20 protein-coding genes are annotated in these 20,160 nt (G+C 74.9%); 13 read left to right on the forward strand and 7 right to left on the reverse strand.

The annotated features are described in order from the left end of the window. Window positions 1-176 precede the first annotated feature (176 nt). A complete protein-coding gene (locus MNY60_RS04380) occupies window positions 177-437 on the reverse strand; it encodes a hypothetical protein (protein ID WP_242360090.1) in 261 nt (86 codons plus the stop codon). Between the two features lie 159 nt (window positions 438-596). Between MNY60_RS04380 and MNY60_RS04385 the strand changes: the two genes are divergently transcribed. The 4 genes from MNY60_RS04385 (at window position 597) to MNY60_RS23645 (ending at window position 3,291) form a co-directional block, all read left to right on the forward strand. Continuing rightward, complete coding sequence (locus MNY60_RS04385; RefSeq protein ID WP_242341448.1) at window positions 597-1,016, forward strand: rubrerythrin family protein; 420 nt, start codon at window positions 597-599, stop codon at window positions 1,014-1,016. 94 nt (window positions 1,017-1,110) lie between these two features. Further along, window positions 1,111-2,478 (forward strand): heterodisulfide reductase-related iron-sulfur binding cluster, encoded by a 1,368-nt coding sequence (locus MNY60_RS04390; protein ID WP_242360091.1) that lies wholly within the window; start codon window positions 1,111-1,113, stop codon window positions 2,476-2,478. Continuing rightward, window positions 2,475-3,032 carry a DUF3501 family protein gene (locus MNY60_RS04395; protein WP_242341446.1) on the forward strand — a complete coding sequence of 186 codons (558 nt, stop codon included), beginning with the start codon at window positions 2,475-2,477 and terminating at the stop codon, window positions 3,030-3,032. The genes MNY60_RS04390 and MNY60_RS04395 overlap by 4 nt, the downstream gene beginning before the upstream one ends. A gap of 127 nt (window positions 3,033-3,159) precedes the next feature. Continuing rightward, window positions 3,160-3,291, forward strand: coding sequence for a hypothetical protein (locus MNY60_RS23645; RefSeq protein ID WP_255840998.1), 132 nt, complete (start codon window positions 3,160-3,162; stop codon window positions 3,289-3,291). A gap of 10 nt (window positions 3,292-3,301) precedes the next feature. On the opposite strand, the gene MNY60_RS04400 is transcribed toward MNY60_RS23645, so the two are convergent. Further along, window positions 3,302-3,904: a 3'-5' exonuclease gene (locus MNY60_RS04400; RefSeq protein WP_242360092.1), complete on the reverse strand. Its 603-nt coding sequence runs from the start codon at window positions 3,902-3,904 to the stop codon at window positions 3,302-3,304. A gap of 203 nt (window positions 3,905-4,107) precedes the next feature. Here MNY60_RS04400 and MNY60_RS04405 point away from each other — a divergent pair, with 203 nt between their 5' ends. Together MNY60_RS04405 and MNY60_RS04410 are read left to right on the forward strand one after the other, a co-directional pair. Next, a complete protein-coding gene (locus tag MNY60_RS04405) occupies window positions 4,108-4,680 on the forward strand; it encodes a type 1 glutamine amidotransferase domain-containing protein (protein ID WP_242341444.1) in 573 nt (190 codons plus the stop codon). A 719-nt stretch (window positions 4,681-5,399) separates the two neighbouring features. Further along, entirely contained in the window at window positions 5,400-6,614 is a 1,215-nt protein-coding gene (locus MNY60_RS04410) for an HNH endonuclease (protein ID WP_242360093.1), read from the forward strand. Between the two features lie 355 nt (window positions 6,615-6,969). Here the strand turns inward: MNY60_RS04410 and MNY60_RS04415 are convergent, their stop codons facing one another. Beyond that, window positions 6,970-8,781, reverse strand: a complete 1,812-nt coding sequence (locus tag MNY60_RS04415; RefSeq protein ID WP_242341000.1) for a DUF294 nucleotidyltransferase-like domain-containing protein — start codon at window positions 8,779-8,781, stop codon at window positions 6,970-6,972. Window positions 8,782-8,966: 185 nt separating this feature from the next. Here MNY60_RS04415 and MNY60_RS04420 point away from each other — a divergent pair, with 185 nt between their 5' ends. Further along, complete coding sequence (locus tag MNY60_RS04420) at window positions 8,967-9,587, forward strand: hypothetical protein (RefSeq protein ID WP_242341001.1); 621 nt, start codon at window positions 8,967-8,969, stop codon at window positions 9,585-9,587. A 9-nt stretch (window positions 9,588-9,596) separates the two neighbouring features. On the opposite strand, the gene MNY60_RS04425 is transcribed toward MNY60_RS04420, so the two are convergent. Together MNY60_RS04425 and MNY60_RS04430 are read right to left on the reverse strand one after the other, a co-directional pair. Beyond that, entirely contained in the window at window positions 9,597-10,112 is a 516-nt protein-coding gene (locus MNY60_RS04425) for an adenylyl-sulfate kinase (RefSeq protein WP_242341002.1), read from the reverse strand. Continuing rightward, a complete protein-coding gene (locus MNY60_RS04430) occupies window positions 10,109-11,221 on the reverse strand; it encodes a phosphotransferase (protein ID WP_242360094.1) in 1,113 nt (370 codons plus the stop codon). The genes MNY60_RS04425 and MNY60_RS04430 overlap by 4 nt, the downstream gene beginning before the upstream one ends. A gap of 221 nt (window positions 11,222-11,442) precedes the next feature. On the opposite strand from MNY60_RS04430, the gene MNY60_RS04435 reads away from it, so the two are divergent. From MNY60_RS04435 to MNY60_RS04455, 5 genes are all read left to right on the forward strand, one after another. After that, window positions 11,443-12,240: a prolipoprotein diacylglyceryl transferase gene (locus MNY60_RS04435; RefSeq protein ID WP_242360095.1), complete on the forward strand. Its 798-nt coding sequence runs from the start codon at window positions 11,443-11,445 to the stop codon at window positions 12,238-12,240. 14 nt (window positions 12,241-12,254) lie between these two features. Further along, a complete protein-coding gene (locus MNY60_RS04440) occupies window positions 12,255-14,159 on the forward strand; it encodes a molecular chaperone DnaJ (protein WP_242360096.1) in 1,905 nt (634 codons plus the stop codon). Between the two features lie 163 nt (window positions 14,160-14,322). After that, window positions 14,323-14,700: a hypothetical protein gene (locus MNY60_RS04445; protein WP_242341006.1), complete on the forward strand. Its 378-nt coding sequence runs from the start codon at window positions 14,323-14,325 to the stop codon at window positions 14,698-14,700. A gap of 130 nt (window positions 14,701-14,830) precedes the next feature. Then, the gene (locus MNY60_RS04450; protein WP_242341007.1) at window positions 14,831-15,220 is read left to right on the forward strand and encodes a response regulator; all 390 of its coding nucleotides are present in this window, start codon (window positions 14,831-14,833) and stop codon (window positions 15,218-15,220) included. Then, entirely contained in the window at window positions 15,205-16,242 is a 1,038-nt protein-coding gene (locus MNY60_RS04455) for an NAD-dependent epimerase/dehydratase family protein (RefSeq protein WP_242360097.1), read from the forward strand. Before MNY60_RS04450 ends, MNY60_RS04455 begins: the two co-directional genes overlap by 16 nt. 41 nt (window positions 16,243-16,283) lie before the next feature. Here MNY60_RS04455 and MNY60_RS04460 read toward each other — a convergent pair whose 3' ends face one another. Further along, window positions 16,284-17,585, reverse strand: a complete 1,302-nt coding sequence (locus MNY60_RS04460) for a hemolysin family protein (RefSeq protein WP_308197039.1) — start codon at window positions 17,583-17,585, stop codon at window positions 16,284-16,286. Window positions 17,586-17,762: 177 nt separating this feature from the next. Here MNY60_RS04460 and MNY60_RS04465 point away from each other — a divergent pair, with 177 nt between their 5' ends. Next, complete coding sequence (locus tag MNY60_RS04465) at window positions 17,763-18,914, forward strand: hypothetical protein (protein WP_242341010.1); 1,152 nt, start codon at window positions 17,763-17,765, stop codon at window positions 18,912-18,914. Here the strand turns inward: MNY60_RS04465 and MNY60_RS04470 are convergent. After that, window positions 18,884-20,095 (reverse strand): methyltransferase, encoded by a 1,212-nt coding sequence (locus MNY60_RS04470; RefSeq protein WP_242360098.1) that lies wholly within the window; start codon window positions 20,093-20,095, stop codon window positions 18,884-18,886. The genes MNY60_RS04465 and MNY60_RS04470 overlap by 31 nt on opposite strands. Window positions 20,096-20,160 lie beyond the last annotated feature (65 nt).

A 20,160-nucleotide genomic window follows, 5' to 3' on the forward strand; every position in this document is an offset into this window, starting at 1 on the left:
CGGGCTCGCGCGGCTCGCGCTCGCCCTCGCGGGCGGGCTCGGCCTGGGCCTCGTCGCCCCCGCCGTGCAGAGCGGGGTGGCCCTCGCCGTGGCGGCGCTGCTCCTCGCGCTCGGCGCCGCGGCCGCCGCCCGGCGCGCCGCGGGGGAGGGACCCCCCGTCCACCGACGGTGAACGCCTACCCCTCCGGCAGCGGATCGCCGGGGTGCTCGGGGATCTGCAGGCGCGAGGCCTCCCGCGAGCGCTCCTCGTCGTGACCGTGGACGCGCTCCGCCTCGCGCTCGTCCTGGTCCGACGTCCAGGTCGTCCCCGCGCCCTCCGGAGACAGCCCCTCCAGCGGCCGTTCCCCGTGCCGGCTCTCCACGTCGAGGTCCTTCTTCTCGTTCTCGCGCCGACGCGCGAGCTCGCGATCGAACATCGGATCCCTGCGCTCGGACATCGCACCCTCCTGATCGATCCTCACGCTGGCCACCCACCGGGGGCGATGCAATCCCACGTCGCTCCGATAGGTTCCCTCACCGATTCCGCTCGCCCGACGCCCGCACCCCGCGGGCCGGATCTCGAGCGTCCCCCATCGCCTCGGAGGCGAGGAGACACCATGGCGAACCTCAAGGGCAGCAAGACCGAGCAGAACCTCAAGGACGCGTTCGCGGGGGAGTCCCAGGCGAACCGCCGCTACCTGTACTTCGCGAAGATCGCCGACGTGGAGGGCTACCCGGAGGTCGCCATGAACTTCCGCGAGACCGCGGAGGGCGAGACCGGCCACGCGCACGGTCACCTCGACTTCCTGAAGGCGGTCGGCGATCCCGCCACCGGCCTGCCGATGGGCGACACGGCGACGAACCTCAAGGCCGCCATCGCGGGCGAGACGCACGAGTACACCGACATGTACCCGGGCTTCGCGAAGACCGCGCGTGACGAGGGCTTCACCGAGGCGGCCGACTGGTTCGAGACGCTCGCGAAGGCCGAGAAGTCTCACGCCGGCCGCTTCGACAAGATGCTGAAGAGCATCAGCTGAGGGCGCGCACGCTCCGACCGCGACCCGGCGCGCCCCCTTCGCGGGCGTGCGCCGGGTCGTTCCGCGTCGAGCCGCCCCGGAGAAAACCGCCGCCATGACCACGCCCGAGCAGCCGAAGAGGATCTCGTACCAGCCCACGCCGGGGCTCTCCTACGATCCGTCCGAGGCGAGGTACTGGGACCGGGCGGCGCTCGAGGGGGAGGTCCGCCGCGCCTTCGAGATCTGTCACGGCTGCCGCATGTGCTTCAAGTACTGCGACAGCTTCCCGCGCCTGTTCACCCTCCTCGACCAGAAGTACGACGGCGACGTGCACGCGCTCGGCGCGGGCGACGTCGCGCACGTGATGGACGCGTGCTTCCAGTGCAAGCTCTGCGAGGTGCAGTGCCCGTACACGCCGCGGGACGGCCACGAGTTCCAGCTCGACTTCCCCGCCCTCGTCCACCGCTACCGCGGCGTCCACCAGCGGGGCAAGCCGCGCACGCTCCGCCAGCGCGTGCTCAACGATCCGGACGGCGCCGGGCGCCTGGCGCGGCTGTCCCTCGGCGCGGCGAACGCCGCGAACCGCTCGCGGCCCCTGCGCGTGCTCATGGAGAAGACGGTCGGGATCCACCGCGACAAGAAGCTCCCCGACTTCGCGGCCCAGCCGTTCGACCGGTGGGCCGAGGGCCAAGGCTACGTGAAGGCGGAGCCGGGCGGCGAGGCGGTGCTGTTCCAGACCTGCTTCGTGCAGCACAACGAGCCGGACATCGGCAAGGACGCGCTCTTCGTGCTCCGGCGCTGCGGCGTGGACGTGCGCGTCGTGAAGGGGCTCGTCTGCTGCGGGATGCCCGCGTGGGAGCACGGCGACCTCGAGGCGCTCCGGCGCCAGGCGCACCGCGATCTCGAGCTGCTCATGCCGTACGTCGAGCGGGGCGCGAAGGTGCTCGTGGTGAACCCGACCTGCTCGATGATGATGCGCCGCGAGTGGCCCCACCTGCTCGAGGGCGCCGACCGGGGGCGCGCGGAGCGGCTCGCGCCCGCGGTCATGGACGTCTCCGAGTACCTCTGGTCGATCCGCAACGAGGAGCGGTTCTCGACGGCGTTCCGCTCCGCGCCCCCCGGCGGAAAGGTCGCCTATCACGCGCCGTGCCACCTGCGCGCGCAGGGGGTGGGCTTCAAGGGCCGTGACCTCCTCCGCAAGATCCCCGGCGTCACCGTGACCGCCACGGTGATGGAGTGCTGCGGGCACGACGGCACCTTCGCGCTGACGGTCGAGGGGTTCGAGCCGTCGCAGCGGATCGGCAGGAAGGCGTTCGACGGCATGAAGGCCGCGGAGGCCACGACCTGGGCCACGGACTGCCCCCTCGCGGCGCTGCAGTTCGAGCAGCACGCGGGGAAGAAGCCGCTCCACCCGCTGTCGCTGCTCGCGCGCGCCTATCGCGACGACGGCTTCGGCGAGGGCGGCGAGGGAGGCACGCGATGAGGCCGGTGCGGCGCGAGGAGCTCCTCGACGTCTCCACCTACGAGCGCTCGCGGGCGGAGCTCCGCCCCGGGATCATCGAGGCGAAGCGGCGCCGGCGCGTGCACGTCGGCGGCGTGCTCACCTTCCTCTTCGAGAACGCCGCCACCGTCCGCTACCAGGTGCAGGAGATGATCCGGGCCGAGCGGATGACGCGCGAGGAGGACATCCGGCACGAGCTCGAGACCTACAACGAGCTGCTCGGCGGGAAGGGCGAGCTCGGGGTGTCCCTGCTCATCGAGCTCCCCGAGCCCGCCGAGCGCGACCGCAGGCTGCGCGAGTGGCTGGACCTGCCCCGCCACCTGTACCTGAAGCTCGCCGACGGCCGAAAGATCCGCCCCCGCTTCGATCCGCGCCAGATCGGCGACGACCGGCTGTCCTCCGTGCAGTACCTCAAGTTCGACGTCGGGGGAGAGGTGCCCGTCGCGGCGGGCGCGGATCTGCCCGGCTTCACCGTCGAGGCGCCGCTCGAGGTGGAGCAGCGCGAGGCCCTGCGCGCGGATCTGTCCTCGGACTAACGATGCGCGACACCATCGTGCGCCTCGCGGCGGTGACCCGGCCCGAGGGGGCGGTTGCGCCCGCGCGGGGCCCCGGCTACCTCTCAGGGAGGCGGGCGCGCGCTCGCTCGCCCGGAGGTAGACACCGATGCGACGCCACCCGACCTCTCCCCGCGCCCTCGCCCTGGCCGTGCCGCGCCCCGCCGCGTCCGAGTGGGAGGAGTGGGCGGTGACGCTCGCGGCGGTGACGCTCCTCTTCGCGGCGCTGCTCGCGCACTGACCTGCTCGCCTCAGCGGAGGTCGCGCAGCGTCTTCGCCGCGAGGCGGCGGCGCAGGACGAGGAACAGCTCGGCCGCGGAGACGGCGTCCATGAGCGCGTCGTGCGTGCCGTACTCCGGCAGGTGGACGCGGCGCCGCGCGGCGGCGAGGTTCAGCTCCGGCTCGATCTCGGGCGCGTCCGGATCCACGAAGCGCGCCCGGCGCGCGGCCTTGAGCAGGAGCGCGACGGTGTCCACCACGGGCGGCCCCGGCCAGCGCATCCCCGCGCTGCGGTAGGCGCGGCGGAGGAAGCGGACGTCCACCGCCGCGTTGTGCACGAGGAGCGCCCCCTCGCCGAGCCGGCGATCGACCTCCCTCAGCACCTCCTCGAGCGGGGGGGCCTCGCGTACGTCGTGCGGGACGAGGTGGTGCGCCCGCATCGAGTCCGGCCGGATTCCCTCCGTCGCCGCGGGGCGGACGAGCGTCGCGTAGGCCTCCCCGAGCCGGATCGCGCCCGCCCGGATCGGGACCATCCCGACGGCGAGGATGGGATCGGACTTCACGTCGAGCCCGCCGGTCTCGAGGTCGAGCGCCCAGTAGGTGATGCCGTCCCAGGGCGGCGAGGGCCAGAGCACGAGCCCGTTCCTAGCATGCGCCGCGCCCGCCGTCGTGTCGCCCGACACGGGCGACGGCGGCCCGCCTCCTCGTCAGGCCTCTCGCGGGCTCCGGCACCTCCGGCGCCCCTCTCCGCGCGGCCTTCGCGTGAGCGTCGTGTCCGCGGCGGTTGGCGAGGGCCCCCGGCGTGCGAAACGTCTCCGGTTGAACCCCGGGGGAACACATGGCTCGCATCGCCTTCATCGTGGACGACATGTTCGAGGACTCGGAGCTCCGCGTGCCGTACGACCGGCTCCGCGAGGCCGGGCACGAGGTGGTCATCGTCGGGCTCGAGCAGGGAAAGAAGCTCGAGGGCAAGCAGAAGAAGGAGAAGGTGACGGTCGAGCGGGCGGCGAAGGACGTCCGCGCCGAGGAGTTCGCCGCGCTCGTCGTCCCCGGCGGCTACTCGCCGGATCACCTCCGCACGAGCCTCGACATGGTGCGGCTCACGCGCGACATGTTCGTGGCGGGGAAGCCGGTCGCCGCCGTGTGCCACGGCCCGTGGATGCTCGTCGAGGCCGACGCGATCGACGGCCGGACCGTCACCTCCTGGCCGTCGCTCAAGACCGACCTCATCAACGCCGGCGCGCGCTGGGTGGACCGCGAGGTGGTGGAGGACGGGAACCTCATCACCTCCCGCAACCCCGGCGACCTGGCCGCGTTCTCCGCCGCCATCCTGCGGCAGCTCGACCGCACCGCCGAGGCGCGCCGCCCGGCGGCCGGCGGAGAGCACGGCGAGACGCCCACGATGCACTGACCTCGGGCTGCGGGCGCGCCTCGGCTCCGGTCGTCGTCGCGCCCGGCCTGGACGCAAGGCGCACGAGACCGGAGCCGAGACGGGGAAGCGCAGCGACGAGCGGCGAGGCGTACTGCTTCCGTCTCATCATTCGTCACAAGTTCGGGTACTCGCCGGACGAGCGGCGGGTGTTTCGACCACGGCTTCCGTGCGCATGACGGATTCGGGGCATCGACGGGGTCGGCGCACGCGCTCGTGCTCGACCCCGATGAACGCGGGAAGGCGGCGGAGCAGGCGAGCGTCTCGTCGTGGTCGAACCGGCCCAGCGACGGCGTGACTTCGCGCGGGGAGCTCGCGGACTTCTCGAAGGCGCCTCCGCAGCTCGCCCCGAAGCACGCCCTGGAGCGTCGCGGAAGGTCGACCGTATTCACCTTGGGTGACAACTATCGCCAGCGGTAGTGCCGGCCGGTGCCGCGGCTCTTCTCGCGACGAGGCAAGACGTCCCAGATGCGGTGGGTGAGACATTTCCCATTGACGCCTTCTCGCCTCGGTCGCGCTCGGCATATGAGTAGGCGCGGGAGGGTCGCTCTCGCGCACGTACCTCGCGCGGGAAGCGCGCGCCCATCGGTTTGAGGCTCCGACGAGGGCGCAGCGGAGAACGCCGCGCAGGCGCGAGCCTGGAGCGTCTCCGGAGCTCCGGAAATCGCGTGTTACGAAGGGTGTACTGGAGGTGCACACCCATGTCTGCGCTCGCCCCCGCTGCTCTCGAATCGAACGCGCTCGCGATCCGCCTGCGCGAGCTCGCCGGAGAGGAACGAAACGTTCAGGTCGACTTCCTCCTGCACCTCGACGAGTTTGATCGGCGCCGCGCCTTCGTCGAGGTCGGCCATGCGTCCCTCTGGGCGTACTGTTTGGAGGCGCTCCACCTCCGCGAGGGCGCCGCCGGCCGGCGCATCCAGGCGATGCGCGTGCTGCGCCGCTTTCCGACACTGGAAGCTCCACTCCGCGATGGCCGTCTCTGCCTTTCCACTGTCGCGCTCCTCGGCCAGGTGCTCACCGAGGAAAACGTGGACGACCTCCTCCCTCGCGCCGCCTTCCGGACCCGGACCGAGGTCGAGCACCTCGTCGTCTCCGTCCAGGCGCGCACCGCTCCGCGTGCTGGCCTCCGCAAGCTCACCGAACGCGCGCCCACCGCGGGAAGCGCGGCGCTGCAGCTCCCAGCTTCCGATGCAGGGCAGGCTGAGACGACGACCGAGCGCGGCACCGCGAAGCCGACCCTCGAACCGGGACCCGCGGCCGGCGCGCTGCCGGCGCCCCCGCCCCCCGTCGCGCAGCCGAAGCGACGGGCCGAGACGCTCGCCGTCTCGGAGAGCCACTGGTCGCTCCGTGTCACCCTCGACCGCGCCTGCAAGGAGGACCTCGAGACGCTCCGGTCGCTTCTGTCGCACAAGGTCCCGGACGGCGACCTCGCGGCGGTGCTCCACGAGGCGATCCGCTGCGCGATCGAAAAGCACGGCAAGCGCAAAGGCGCTGTCGCGTCGAAGCGGAAGACGAAGGAAGTGAAGCAGGCCGGGACGACGAAGGCCGCCGCGACGAAGAAGACCGCGGCGAAGCCGCCGGCTGCGAGGACCACGATCCCGGCGATAGTGCGCCGCGCGGTGTGGACGCGCGATGGCGGGCGCTGCGCCTGGGTGGGCCCGGACGGCTGCCGCTGCAACAGCCGCTGGAAGCTCGAGCTCGACCACATCCAGCCCGCCGCCCTCGGGGGGCCGTCCACGATCGAGAATCTTCGGCTCGCCTGCCGAGCTCACGACCTGCTTCACGCAGAGAGCACCTTCGGGCGCGAGCACATGGATCGCTTCCGCCGCGACGCGGGCGACGGGCCATCGTCGCTCTCGCGCGCTGACGTGGCGCCGCTGCGTCCCGTCAGGCAGCTGGGCATGTGGGCGCCCTGATTCGCGGCCGCGACGGAGCTGGCCGAACCTCCGGCGAACCGGGGTTGAACTCGCAATGGCCGCGTGGCTAGAGCGTCGACTCGCCGCTCGCGTACTTCCGGGCTTCCGAACCCCTGCGCCCCCGCCGGTGACGCTCACCGCTCTGTCGCCCGCAGTGCTCCGCCCGGAGCGTTCCCGGCGCGCGCGTGCTGACCCGTCGATGCCCAGCCGGAGCGCGCGGTGCGCCGCTCGGCCGACCGAAGCCGCTCCCTCGGTTAGAGCAGCCGAAAATGTGTTCGAATCCTGAGACTGCCTCCGTACGCCGCGGCCGCGAGGAGCGAGCACCCCCGACGCAGGCCCGGGATCGTGCGCCGGGTCAGAACATGTCGGTGCGGTAGTGGTAGGCCGCCCGCTCCTGCCAGTCCTCGATCGCGCGGAACGTGTCGCGGAGCCGGCTGCGCTCCAGCGAGGACAGATCGGCGATCGAGACGACGTTCACGGGCGGGCGGCCCTCGGCGATCATCCGGAGCTGCTCGCGCAGGCGCAGCCGCAGGAGGAACCCGTACGCCTCCGAGAGGTTCTCGAGCGTGTCCTTCGCGATGAGCCCCGCCTCGCAGGCGGCGCGCAGGCGGCCGAGCGTGTTGGACGTGCGCGCTCCGGCCTCGAGGCCGTAGACGCGGGCCAGGAAGACGATCGAGCTGATGCCCTTCAGCTTGAGGTCCACCTTCGAGGCGTCGCCGCGGATCCGGAGCACGAGCCCGCCCGGCGGCCGGAAGGTGAGGGCGCTCTTCGCCATGGCGGAGAGGAAGGTGCGCGCGCCGGCCGCCCGGCCCGCGAGCGCGTGGAGCATCGACACGTCGAGGCCGCCGTACACGGGCCGGAAGTCGAAGAAGATCGACGCCTCGAGGAGCGCGGTGGGGGTGGGCTTCTCGAGCCAGCCGCGGAACCGCTCGCGCCACTCCTCGAGCGGGCCCTGCCAGCGCGTCGCCATGTAGCCGCCCGGGCAGCGGGGGAACCCGGCCGCCTGCAGGTCCGCGATGGCGCGCTCGGCGAAGCGCGCGAAGTAGGCGCGGGCGGCCGGCGTGTCCTCACCGTAGACGAGCGCGTTGTCCTGATCGGTGAGGAGCGTCTGCTCCATGCGCCCCTCGGAGCCGAAGGCGAGCCAGGTGTAGGGCGTCGGGGGCGCGCCGAGGTCGGCCTCGGCCATGCGGAGGATGCGGGCGAGGAGCGTGTCGTTGAGGCGCGCCACGAACCCGCCGATCACGATCGGCTCGAGCCCGCCCGCGAACAGCGCCGACGCCATCTCCGCGACGCGCGCCCCGTACCCCGGCAGCGCCTCCCGGCTCGCGAGCCGCTCGACGCTGCGCATCACCGCCACGGGTCCCGCCGCGGTGAAGCGCAGGAGGTCGGTGGACGAGAGCACGCCTGTGATCTCTCCGCCCCGCGTGACCGGGAGGTGGTGCACCCCCGAGTCGAGGAGGATGCGCCACGCCTCGTACACCGGCGTCTCCGCCGGCACGGTGCGGAGCGGCGCGCTCGCGACCTCGACCACGGGCGTCTCGGGGCCGCGTCCCATCGCGAGCACGCGACGCCCGAAGTCACGATCCGTCACGATGCCCGGCGGATCCGAGTCCACGAGCGCCGACCCCACGCACCGCTCGGCCATGACCCGCGCCGCCTCGCCCACCGTGGCGGTCGCCGGGACGCGCACGGGCCCGCGGCCGCGTAGCAGGGTCGCGACGGGGACGCCGAGGTCGGGCTGGAAGCTCGCCACCTGCGAGCGCTCGAGGCTGTTGCGGAGGCGCTCGGCGAGCCCCGAGGCGAAGTGGCCCGCGAAGGCCGCGTGCGCGAGCAGCTTCTCGAACTCCGACTGGGGCAGGCGGTAGGCGAGCAGATCCTCCTCGACGGTCACGTCGAGCGTCGCCTCGCCCGAGATGAGCGAGGTGAAGCCGAAGATCTCGCCCTCCTCGAGGAGCTGCACGGTCTGGCCCTCGCGCTCGAGTCGGACCGCCCCCTTGCGGATCACGTACAGGTGCTGCGAGGGCTCCCCGCCGCGGGTGAGGAGCCGCGTGCCGGCCGGGTGGAACACGATCTCGATGGCGCGCGCAGCGTGGTCGAACGCGTCCTGCGGGAGCCCGTCGAACGGCGGGGTCGAGCGGACGAACGTGACCGGATCGAGAGCGACCATGTGGGCGAGGATAGCAGAGCGGCGCCGCGGGCCCGCCGCCGAACCGGGCGCGGCGGTGCGGTTCTTGCTCCACGCCTGCCCATCCCGTCGAATGGGCGGGATCACGCCCCGGAGGCGCCGCCGCCCTGCGAGCGGAGCTGACCGGGACGGACGACATCGTGGTTCTTCGACGACAGGAGTGGCTCATGCGCACCCCCCGCCTCTTCATCATCGCCGCTGCCCTCGCCCTCGCGGGGCCTCGCCTCGCGGCCGCCGACACCGCCCCCAACTCGGGCTGGTCCCTCACGCTCGGCGTCTGGGGCGGCGCCTCCCGCTACGACGTGCTCGGGCTGAAGCACGGCGTGGAGACGCTCGATCGGGACACGCTCGACGGCAACCTCGACACGTACGGCGCCTCCGCGCTCCTCCGCCTCGGCTGGCTCGACGTGGGCGCGCTGTACGAGGGCTCGTTCCGCGAGGCGACGGACAGCTTCGTCCTCACGCCGCTCGTCGGCTTCAAGTGGGACGTCACCGACCTCGTCCGCGTGGACTTCCTCGGCGAGCTCGGCGGGCACCGCATCACGAACATCGGCACCGACGCGCAGTCGGTCTGGCTGCCCTACGTCGGCGTCCGCCCCACGCTCTCCCTGCGCCTGCCGCTCGGCCCGACGCGCCTCGTCCTCTCCGGCGCGCCGTTCGCGCGCTGGGATCTCGTGAAGAAGGACGTCGCGGTGCCGTCCTCGGGCGGCGCAACCACGACGCGCTCGACCTACGAGGCCGGCGGCACGACCTTCGGCGTCGTCGGAGGGGTCGGGATCGAGCTCTGATGATGAGTCTCACCCGAGCGCCGCCAGCGCGGCCTCGAGCGCGGCGTCGTCCTCACCGCCCGTCGCGACCACCTCCGGCGCGACGGGCGGCTCGTACGCGCGGCCGGCGCCGGGGAGCTCCGGCGCCTCGCCCGCCCGGGCGCGCGCCCACAGGCCCTTCGGATCGCGCGCGGCGCAGAGCTCCGCGGGCACCGCCAGGTGGACCTCGACGAAGCGGGGCGCTCGCGCGCGCACGCGGTCGCGGAAGGCGCGCCGGCTCGCGGTGGCGGCCACGACCGCGACGAGCCCGTCCGCCGCGAGCAGCAGCGCGAGATCGCCGAGCGTCTCGTAGAACGCCGCCCTCGCGGCCGGCTCGTAGCCGGGCGCCGGGTGCAGCGCGGCGCGGACCGCGTCCCCGTCGAGGAGCGCCGCGGGCCGCCCCCGGGCGGCGAGCCGCGCCCGAAGGCGGCGCGCGAAGGTGGACTTGCCCGACGAGGGGAGCCCCGTCACCCACACGACCGCCCCGCCGCCGGGCCCGTGCGTCACGCCCCGTCCTCCGGGAAGAGCGCCGCCGGCGCGTCGAGGTCGAGCCGCCCGGCGTCGAGGGCGCGCTCGGCGAGGCCGAGGAGGGCGTCGCGCGAGGCGGCGGTGAGGCGCGGGTAGAAGCGCGGCGAGGCGAGCACGAGCGCCCGCCAGGCGAGGTAGGGCGGCGCGCTCTCGAGCACCGCTGCGTCGCCGCTCGCGCCGAGGTAGCGGCCCCAGAAGCGGCGCCACAGCAGGCCGAGCGCGCGCCAGGCGCCGGGGTGATCGAGCGCGAAGAACGGGTAGTTCACCGCCAGCGCGACGACGTCGTCGGCGGGGTCGCCCTTGCCGCCGCGGGAGGCGTCGAGGAGCGCGAAGCCCGAGCCGTCCTCGCCGGCGCCGGGCGGGCGGAACACGATGTTGAAGGGGTGGAAGTCGCCGTGGGTGCGGGCGAGGCGCGCGGGCCGCTCGCGGAGCCGCCAGCGCCAGGCGAGGCAGCGCTCCTCGATCGCCCGGAGCCGCTCGGGCGGCGCGGCGGGCACCGCGGGCGGATAGCCGTCCACCATCCCGAAGATCCCCTCGCCGTGCCCCACCAGATCGCGCACCGCGCGCCGCCACGCGATCGGGTCGTCGAGCTTCTCCCCGTGCAGCGCGGCGAGGTAGTCCGCGAGCGCGTCCGCGCGCGCGAGGTCGAGCGGCAGCGCGGCGCCTCCGCGCGCGAGGCGCCGCAGGTCCTCCGCATACAGCGCGCCCTCCGCGAAGTCGGTGACGAGGTAGGGCTCGCCGGTCCCGGAGAGCGAGAGGAAGCGCCCGTCCGCCTTCGCCACCCCGACGTCGAGCGCGCGGACGTGGGCGGGGAGCGCGTTGAAGAGCTCGTGGGAGAGGAGCGCACCCTCGAGGCGGTCCGCCCGGCGGTCGTGGCCGAAGGCGTCGGCGCGCTGCGTCCGGAAGACGAACCGGCGGCGCGCGCCGTCCGGGAGGCGGACCGTGACGCGCAGCGGCTCGCCGTAGCCGATCGCCTTCTCCGCCTCGCCGCCCGCCGCGTCCGCCGCGAGCGGCTCGACCGCCTCGAGCGCTGCGCCCGGGAAGAGCGTCGCCGCGAGCTCGCGCAGGCCTTCCGGGATCTCCGCCATGCCCTCGCTCCCCCCCTGCGCTCATAGCGCACGCGCGGGCTCGGGACGCCACCGCGGCGGGGCGCGGCGGGGCGCCACAATCGCGCGGGACGCGCCCGGGGGCTCGGGCGGCGCGGAGGGCCCGCTGGCGGAGGCCACCGAGCGGCCGCGTCCGTCAGGGGGAGGGAGGGGTCAGCATTTTCTCTTGGCCGGGCGAGTGGTCGGTCGTAAACACGGGCCCGATGCCGCTCGCCCTCATCCCGTGGTTCGAGTTGCCGAGCCTGTCGCTCGGTCCCTTCACCATCCAGTCCTTCGGCGTGCTGTCCGCGCTCGGGATCCTCGCCGCGGTGAAGCTCGCCGCGCGCGGCGCCGGCGAGACCGGCAGGAACCCTCAGGTCATCCTGGACTTCGCGGTGGTCGGGGTGCTCACGGGGGTCCTCGCCGGGCACTTCGTGCACCTCTTCTTCTACCACCCGGAGGAGCTCGAGGACCCCTGGCGCATCCTCAAGTTCTGGGAGGGCCTCTCGTCGATGGGAGGGCTCCTCGGCGGCGTCCTCGCCGCGGCCTTCTACTTCCGGCGCAAGAAGATCCGCTTCCACGACTACGGGGACGCGTTCGCGCTCGGCGTCGCGCCGGGCTGGGGCATCGCTCGCGTCGGCTGCTTCACGGTGCACGACCACCCAGGCATCCACAGCGACTTCTTCCTGGCGGTGCGCTTCCCGGACGGCGGGCGCCACGACCTCGGCCTCTACGAGGCCATCGTGCTGCTGTCGCTCGCCGCGGTGCTGTGGGTGCTCCACCGGCGCGGGATCCTGCGCGGCCGGCTGCTCGGTCTCCTCGCGGTGGTGTACGGCCTCGCCCGCTTCCTGCTCGACTTCCTTCGCGCGCGCGACGTGGCCTACGCGGACGCGCGCTACCTCGGGCTCACGCCCGCGCAGTACGCCGTGATCGTGCTCGTCGCCTACGGCGCGTGGCAGCTGTCCCGGCGCCCCGGGCCGGCGAGCGAGGCCGGGCGGTTCGCGGCCGGCGCCGGCCGGTGATAGAACGGTCGCCGATGGGCGACTCGCGGGCGCGCTCGGCGCTGGTGCACGTCGGGCGGCCCGCCCCCGACCCGGCCACGCTCGCCGCCGAGGCGCGGCTCCGCTCGACGCTCGAGGAGGTGACCGCGCTCGACCTCGAGGTCGAGGCGCTCTCGGCCACGCTCGCCGACTTCGCGCGCGCCTACGAGCGGTCGCTCGGAGAGGCCTTCCAGGAGCTCCACGCCGCCGAGCGGCTGGTCCGGCGCATCCAGGCCCTCGAGGGCCGGCTCGCCGTGCTCGAGGGCGAGCTCCGTGACGGCGGCGCGGCCGCGCCGCAGGCGGGGGCGCGACGCTCCGGCGGCCCGCTCCCCGTGGCCGCAGCGGCGGCGCGCGCCGCCCGGGCGCGGCGCTCCGAGGCGGAGGACGAAGCCGAGCGCGAGGGCGAGGGCGGTGACGGGGGGGACGCGGAGGAGGCAGCCGCGATGCTCGAGCCCGAGGCGCTCGCGCTGAAGCGGCTGCACCGGAGCCTCGCTCGCCTGCTCCACCCGGACCTCGCGCAGGAGGACGGCGCGCGCGAGCGGCTCGGCGAGCTCATGGCGCGCGCGAACGCGGCCTACGAGGCGGGCGATCTCGCCACGCTCGAGCTGATGGCGGAGCGGCTCGGCGCGGGAGAGCTCGACCCGGACGTCTCGCCCGAGGAGCGGCGCGCCCACCTCGACCGGCGAGCGAGCGCGCTCGAGCGGATCCGCGCGGCGCTCGGGCGCGAACGGGAGCGGCTCCTGCGGAGCGACACGGCGCGGCTCCTCGCCGAGTCGCGCCGCCGCGCGCAGGCGGGCGGGGACCTCCTCGGAGAGACGCACGTCGAGCTCGCGGACGAGGCGCGCGCGGCGTACGCGGACGCGCTGGTCCGCCTCGGGCTGCTGGGCACGGCGGCGCGCGCGGTCGCGCGCGCGAGGACGGCGTTCATGACGAAGATCGAGAGACGCGGACCGACCGGTGCGCGGCGGGCGTTCGACCCGCTGGCGGAGGGCGGCCTCGTGCGGATGGGCGCGGCGCGGCTCGAGCGGCAGCGCGCCACGCCCGCGGCGCGCGACCTCGCGCGCAAGCTCGAGGATGCGGCGCAGGCGGCGCCGGCCGAGGCGGCGCTGACGCTCCTCGCGTTCTTCGCGGAGGAGGCGGGGGGACGGCCGCCGGACGCGATCGCGCGGGCCGACGGCTGGAGCGCGGCATGGGAGCGGCTGCGTCCGGCGCTGCCCGACGCGCCCGAGCTCGCGCGCGCGCTCGCGCGGCTACCGCGGCACCTCGTGCTCGGCGCGCGCGCCCACGGCGAGGAGGTCCTGGCGGGCGTCCAGCTCGCCGAGGCGGAGCTCCTCGCAGGCGTCCGCATCGCGCTCGAGCGCGAGCAGGTCGCGGCGCTCGCGCGCGCGGTGCTCGCCACGCTCGGGCCGGCCGAGGCCTGCGCGGGCTGCGGCGCGAGCGGTCCGGCGCAGCACCTCCTTCGCACCCGCGGGCTCGACGAGCGCCATGGCGTCGTCTGCCCCGGCTGCGGCGCCATCCTGCGGAGCTACTGGCGATACGGCGAGCTCGACGGGCTCGAGGCGCTCGCGCCGCACGCCCTCAGGCTCGGGCTCGTCGCGGAGGTGACCGCGCAGCTCGCCGGCACGGCGATCGGGTTCCAGATGCTGCCGGCAGAGCGCGAGCGGCTGACCGCCGGAGAGCTGCTCCGCCGCTTCGCCGAGCTGTACCTCGTCCAGTACGGCGCCGACGTTCCCGGCGAGGCGCTGTCGCTCGGCACGTCCCGCGGCGGGGTGCTCTCCGCCGACGCGCCGGTGGCGCCCGGCGCGAAGCTTCGCCTCGCGGTGGATCCGTCCTGCGGCACCTCGCCCGAGGCGCTGCTCGACCACCTCCGCCACCGCATCGAGCGACGCTTCCGCCCCTGAAGCGACAGTTTCGTGAGTCGCGATCCGCGTCCGGTTCGTCCGCGAACGCACGGAGCGTGCAAAGCCGAGCCCCTACCGGGCGCACGTGCAGCCGGGCTGCGAGACAGGGTCGCGCTTACATCGATCTCCAGGGGGTGGGGTTTCCCCTCGCCCGGGAGGGGTCATGAAGCGCTTTGCCGTCGTCGTCGCGGCCTTGGCCCTCGGGGTCGTGATCGGTTCCGCCCGCCGCTCACACGGCACGGAGACCGACCTGTGCTCCGGGCTCACGGCAGCCCGGATGCTGCAGGACCCCGAGCTCGCCCGGGAGTACTTCGCTGCCCTGCACGGCGGCGACGCGAACGCCCGCGAACGGTTCGAGGCGATGGTGGGCGAGCTCCGGGCGGTGCACGGCTGCGGCGGGCCGGCGGGTGAGAGCGCGTCCCAGGAGCCGCTCGGGCATTCTCCCGCCGCGCCCAGGCTCCCACCGGGCCACCCGCCGATCGGAGGCGCGCCCGCCGTTCCGATCTTCGAGACGCAGCCGGGGAGCACGCTCGAGATCTGAGCCACCGTCCCGCTGACGCCGGCGTGTCACCGGGTGGGGCGCCGATCGCCTGCTCCAGTGCACGGTTCCCCATCGGAGCCGGCCGTCCCCTCGGGGGGCAGGGTATAACTGCCCGTCCCGACCCATGAACATGAACCGCTCCATCCTCCTCGTCGAGGACGACGACGGCATCAGAGACAGCGTGGCCGAGTGCCTCGTCTCCGAGGGCTACGCCGTCGCGCCGGTCGAGAACGGCAAGGAGGCGCTTCGCTGGCTCCGCGACGCGGCGCCCCCCGACCTCATCGTGGTGGATCTGGTGATGCCGGTCATGAACGGCGCGCAGCTCATCGACGCGCTGCGCGAGGACGCGACGCTGCGCGACATCCCCATCGTCCTCATGACCGCGGCGGCGTCCACCCCCGCGATGCCGCTCCCTCGGGTCAACGGCTATCTCTCGAAGCCGTTCGAGCTGGGCGTGCTGCTCGACACGATCGAGCGCCACTCGGCGCCGCCGTCCAGCGCGCGATGCGCGTCCTCCTGACCGGCGCCACGGGGTTCCTCGGAGGCGCCGTCGCCCGCGAGCTCCTCGCGAGCGGGCACGCGGTCCGTGCGCTGGCGCGGGAGCGCTCCGACACCTCGGGGCTGGAGGCCCTCGCCTCGCCGGAGGGCGATGCCGCGCCCCTGGAGCTCGCGCGCGGCGACGCGCTCGATCCGGAGGCGGTCCGGGCCGCGCTCGACGGCTGTGACGCCGTGGTCCACACCGCCGGCCTCGCCGGCTTCCGCGCCTCGCCCGACGCGCTCATGGCGGCGAACGCGCGCTCCGTCGAGGTCGTGCTGGGGGCCGCGAGGGAGTCCGGGGTCGCGCGCGCGGTGCTCACCTCGTCCACCGCGGTGCTCGGGGGGACCCGCGACGCGCGGATCGCCGACGAGACCTCCGCCGGCAACGCCGAGGCGCTCGGCATCCCGTACTTCGTCTCGAAGCTCCGCGGCGAGCAGGTCGCGCTCGCGCTCGCCGCCCGCGGGCTCCCCGTCGTGGTCGTGCGCCCCGCCTACGTGCTCGGGCCCGGCGACGTGCACGGCTCGTCCGCGGCGACGGTCGTGGCGCTCGTGCGGCGGCGCATCCCCGCCTACGTGGAGGGCGGCGCGTCGTTCTGCGACGTGCGCGACGTCGCGCGCGGTCACGTGGCGGCGCTCCTGCGCGGGAGGCCCGGCGAGACCTACGTCCTCGGCGGCCACAACCTGCGCGTGAGCGAGCTCGTCACCCGGGTCGCCGAGCTGTCCGGCGTCAAGGCGCCGCCGCGTATCCCGCTCGCCGCCGCGCTCGCCGCGGCGGGGTTGCAGGAGCTCTTCGCCCGCCTCGGCGGCGGCCAGGCCGCGATGACCCGCGAGCTCGTCCGCGCCGCCGCGCTCTACACGTTCGTGTCGAGCGCGAAGGCGGAGCGCGAGCTGGGCTACGGGATCCGGCCCTTCGACGAGATGGTGAAGGACACGCTCCGCTGGGCGATCGCCCGCGGCCGGCTGCGGGCGGAGACGCCGGAGCTGAGGGCGCTCGGCGCCGGGTAGGCGACGCGACCCTATTCCCCGGCCGCCTACTCTCCGGCCGCCTACTCTCCGGCCGCCTCGTCCTCCTCGCTGCTCGGCGCCTTCGGCCGGATCCGCACGAGCCGCACCAGCCGCGGCGACGCCTCGACGATCTCGATCTCGGTCCCGTCGTCGGTGCGCAGCCGCGCGCCGCGCTCGGGTACGGCGCCGGCGAGCGCGATGCACAGGCCGGCGACGGTCGTGTAGTCCTCGCCCTCCGGGAGGTCGAGCGCGAGGCCGCGGTTCACCTCGCGGATGGGCGCCTCGCCGCGGACGAGCGCGGCGCCGTCCGCCTCGGTGTGCCAGAGCGCCTCGGGCTCCTCCGTCTCGCCGAAGATGTCGCCGACGAGCTCCTCGACGAGGTCCTCGAGGGTGAGGAGCCCCGCGATGCCGCCGTGCTCGTCCACCACCGCGGCGATCTGCGTGCGGCGGCGCTGGAGGTCGCGCAGCACGTGGACCGCCTTGGCCGCCTCCGGGACGAAGTGCACCGGGCGGAGGAGGTCGTCGAGGACGATGAGCTGCCGCTCCCACGCCATCGCGGCGAGGTCCTTCGCCATCACGTAGCCGATCAGGTTGTCGAGGGTGCCGTCGAACACGGGCATGCGCGAGTGCCCCTCCTCGAGGAGCATTCGCTTCAGGTCCTCCTGCGACGCGTCCCGCGGCAGCGCGACCACCCGGCTCCGCGGCACCATCACGTCCCCCGCCGTGAGATCGCGGAAGGCCAGCGCGCGCGAGGCGATCTCGGCGGTCGGAGCGTCGAGCGCCCCCGCCCGGCCGGCCTCGTCGACGAGCTGCTCGAGCTCCTCGGCGGACAGGCGCGACTCCGTGAAGGTGGTCCGATCACCGAACGGCCGGAGGAGCAGGTTCGAGGACTGCGTCAGGACCCACACGAGCGGCCGGGCGACCTGCGCGATCCCGAGGAGCGGCCGGGCGATGGCGAGGCCGTAGCGCTCGGCCGCCCGCAGCGCGATGGACTTGGGGACGAGCTCGCCGAGCACGAGGGACAGGTAGGAGACGGCGGCGACGACGAGGCCCAGCGCGATCGCCTCCGCGTAGTGCGCGAGGCCGGGGAGGGTGGCGATCGCGGGGGCGATCCTCCGCGCGAGCGAGGCGCCGCCGAACGCGGCCGCGGTGGCGCCGATGACCGTGATGCCGACCTGCACCGTCGCGAGGAACTGCTCCGGCCGGTCGCGCAGCTTCCTCACCGCGCGCGCGGCCGCGCTGCCCTCCTCGACGAGCTGGGCGAGCCGCGTCCTTCGGATCGAGAGCACCGCGATCTCGGCGCCGGAGAAGACGCCGTTCGCCAGCACGAGGGCGAGGACGATGGCGAGCTCGACGAGGATGTCGTTCAGGATCGGGCCTCCTCGGGTGGTCTACCACGCGATCCGGCGCGGCGCGGGCGTACCGCCGGCGGAGTCGCCCGGCAGGGGACTCGCGCGGGGCAGGGCGCGGGCATAGCCACAGTATCACCAGCCCGGCTCCGGGCTGACGCGGAGCGTCAAATGCGCAGGGAGCACGCGGGGCACCCCGCGGAGGGAGGGTTCCGCGAGGGCGACGGGGCCGCGGATCGCCTGCGGTCACTGCTCCGCTACGCGGTGCTCGCGCCGTCGCGCCACAACACCCAGCCCTGGATCTTCGAGATCGAGGGGGACGAGGTCCGAGTCTTCGCAGACGCCTCGCGCGCGCTCCCCGCCGCAGACCCCGATGGCCGGCAGCTCCTCATGGCGTGCGGCGCGGCGCTCGTGAACCTGCGCGTCGCCGCCCAGCACTTCGGCCACACCCTGTCGGTCGAGACCATGCCCGCCCATCGCGCGGACGGCCTCGTCGCGCGGGTGCGGCTCGAGGAGCGCTGGGCGTCCACGCCGGAGGCCGAGGCCATGTTCCGCGCCATCCCGCTGCGGCGCACGAACCGGCTCCCGCTCGACGGCCGCGAGCCACCGGACGGCCTCCTCACGGCGCTGCTCCGCGAGGCGCGCCGGGAGCACGTGTCCCTGCGGGTCGTCGAGGAGCGCGAGCGGCGAGCGGTGTCGGAGATCGTGGCCGAGGGCGACCGGCTCCAGTGGGCGAGCGGCAGGTTCCGGGCCGAGCTCGCCGCCTGGACGCGCTCCAACTCGTCGAGCCGCCAGGACGGCCTGCCGGGCTACTCCTACGGCATGAGCGACGCCGCCGCCTTCGTGCACCCGCTCGCCGTGCGCTTCGCGGGGACCGGCCGCGCGGAGGCGGACCGCGACCGGCGCCGGGCGATCGGGACGAAGGCCCTGCTCGTCCTGTCCACGCCGGACGACGCGGAGGCCGGCTGGATCGCCGCCGGCGAGGCGCTGCAGCGCGTGCTGCTCCGCGCCACCTGCGCCGGGCTCTACGCGTCGTACTTCTCCCAGGTCATCGAGCTCCCCGACCTGCGCCACCGGCTGCGCGAGGCGATCGGGGAGCGCGGCGCGCCCCAGATCATGTTCAGGCTCGGCTATGGCCTCGAGGTGCGCGCTCCCCCGCGGCGGCCGGTGGAGGGTGTGCTCCGCGCGTTCGCCGCCACGCCCGCGCGGCCGCAGCCCCTCGCGCTGCGCGCCCCGCCGCTCGCGCTGCCGCGACCCGGCATCCTGACGGGCGGCGCGCGGCCCACCCGGGCTCAGCCCGGGGGCGCCGCGCCGAGCCGGTAGAGGCGGGTCCGCTCCGCCGCGCGCGCGGCGTGGAGCGGGTCCTCGCGATCCTGGACCCGCGGATGCGCCGGGCGCGTCTCGCGCACGTCGCGGACCACGAGCCCCGCGGCGACGGCGAGCGCCTCGACGGCGCCGGGGGGCCGGAGCCCGAGCCGCTCGGCGAGATCCGAGATGACGATCCAGGCCTCGCCGCCCGGCGCGAGCCGCGCGGGCAGCGTGCGGAGGAGCCGGTCGAGGAACCTGCCGCCGGGGTCGTACACCGCGCGCTCCAGGGGCGAGGCCGCCTCGGCGGGCAGCCAGGGCGGATTCGAGACGACGAGCTCGACCGGCGCGCCGTCCTCGGGGAAGAGATCCGCCTGCACCACCTCGACGCGATCCGCGAGCCCGAGCCGCGCCGCGTTCTCGCGGGCGCACGCGACCGCGGCGGGCTCGACGTCGGTCGCGACGACCCGCGCGCCGGCGCGGGCGAGGACGAGCGCCAGCACGCCCGTGCCGGTGCCGACGTCGTAGGCCCGCTTCCCCGCGACCGGCCACTCGGCGGCCGCGGCGGCGACGAGGTCCACGTACTCGGCGCGCACCGGAGCGTAGACGCCGTAGCGCGGGTGGACGCGCGCGCCGAGGGCCCGCACCTCGACGCCGCGCCGCCGCCACTCGTGCGCCCCGACGATCCCGAGCAGCTCCCGCAGCGGCAGGAGCCCGGGCCCCTGCGGCATGGGGCCGAGGGCCTCCTCGCAGGCGGAGGCCACGTCCGGCGCCCGGGGGAGCGCGACGCGCCAGCCCGCCTCGACCGGTACGACGAGGCGGGTGAGCACCTCGTGCTCGAGCCGCTTCAGCGCGCGCTCCCGCCGGAACTCCGACGCAAGGTCCTGGGTGGGGGGAGTGAGCGGGAGTGCGGGCCGCCGGGCGCCGGGCGCAGGGCGGCCGCGCCGTCTGGCGCCGGAGGGGGCCTGGTCGGGGCGGGCGAGCCGCCGCGCCATGGCGGTGAGGAGCTGTCGCGCATTGTGATAATCGCCCTCGTACACGAGGGCCTCCCCGCTGCTGGCGCGCGCGACGGCGGCCGCGGCGGTGGTGCGGTCGTCGGCGGCGCCCGCCCGCGCCGGCGCAGGCACGAGCTGCGAGAGCCACGCGGCCCGGCGCTCACCGGACGGGGTGCGCCAGATCAGCAGAGGGGGCGAGATCACCGGGGAAGCTCGTTGCGGCACCGTTCCACGAGGCGGCGTTCGGTCGGCCAGTTAAGTTATGTCGC

It is taken from the genome of Anaeromyxobacter sp. SG17 (assembly GCF_022690695.1).
GTDB classification, from domain to species: domain Bacteria; phylum Myxococcota; class Myxococcia; order Myxococcales; family Anaeromyxobacteraceae; genus Anaeromyxobacter; species Anaeromyxobacter soli.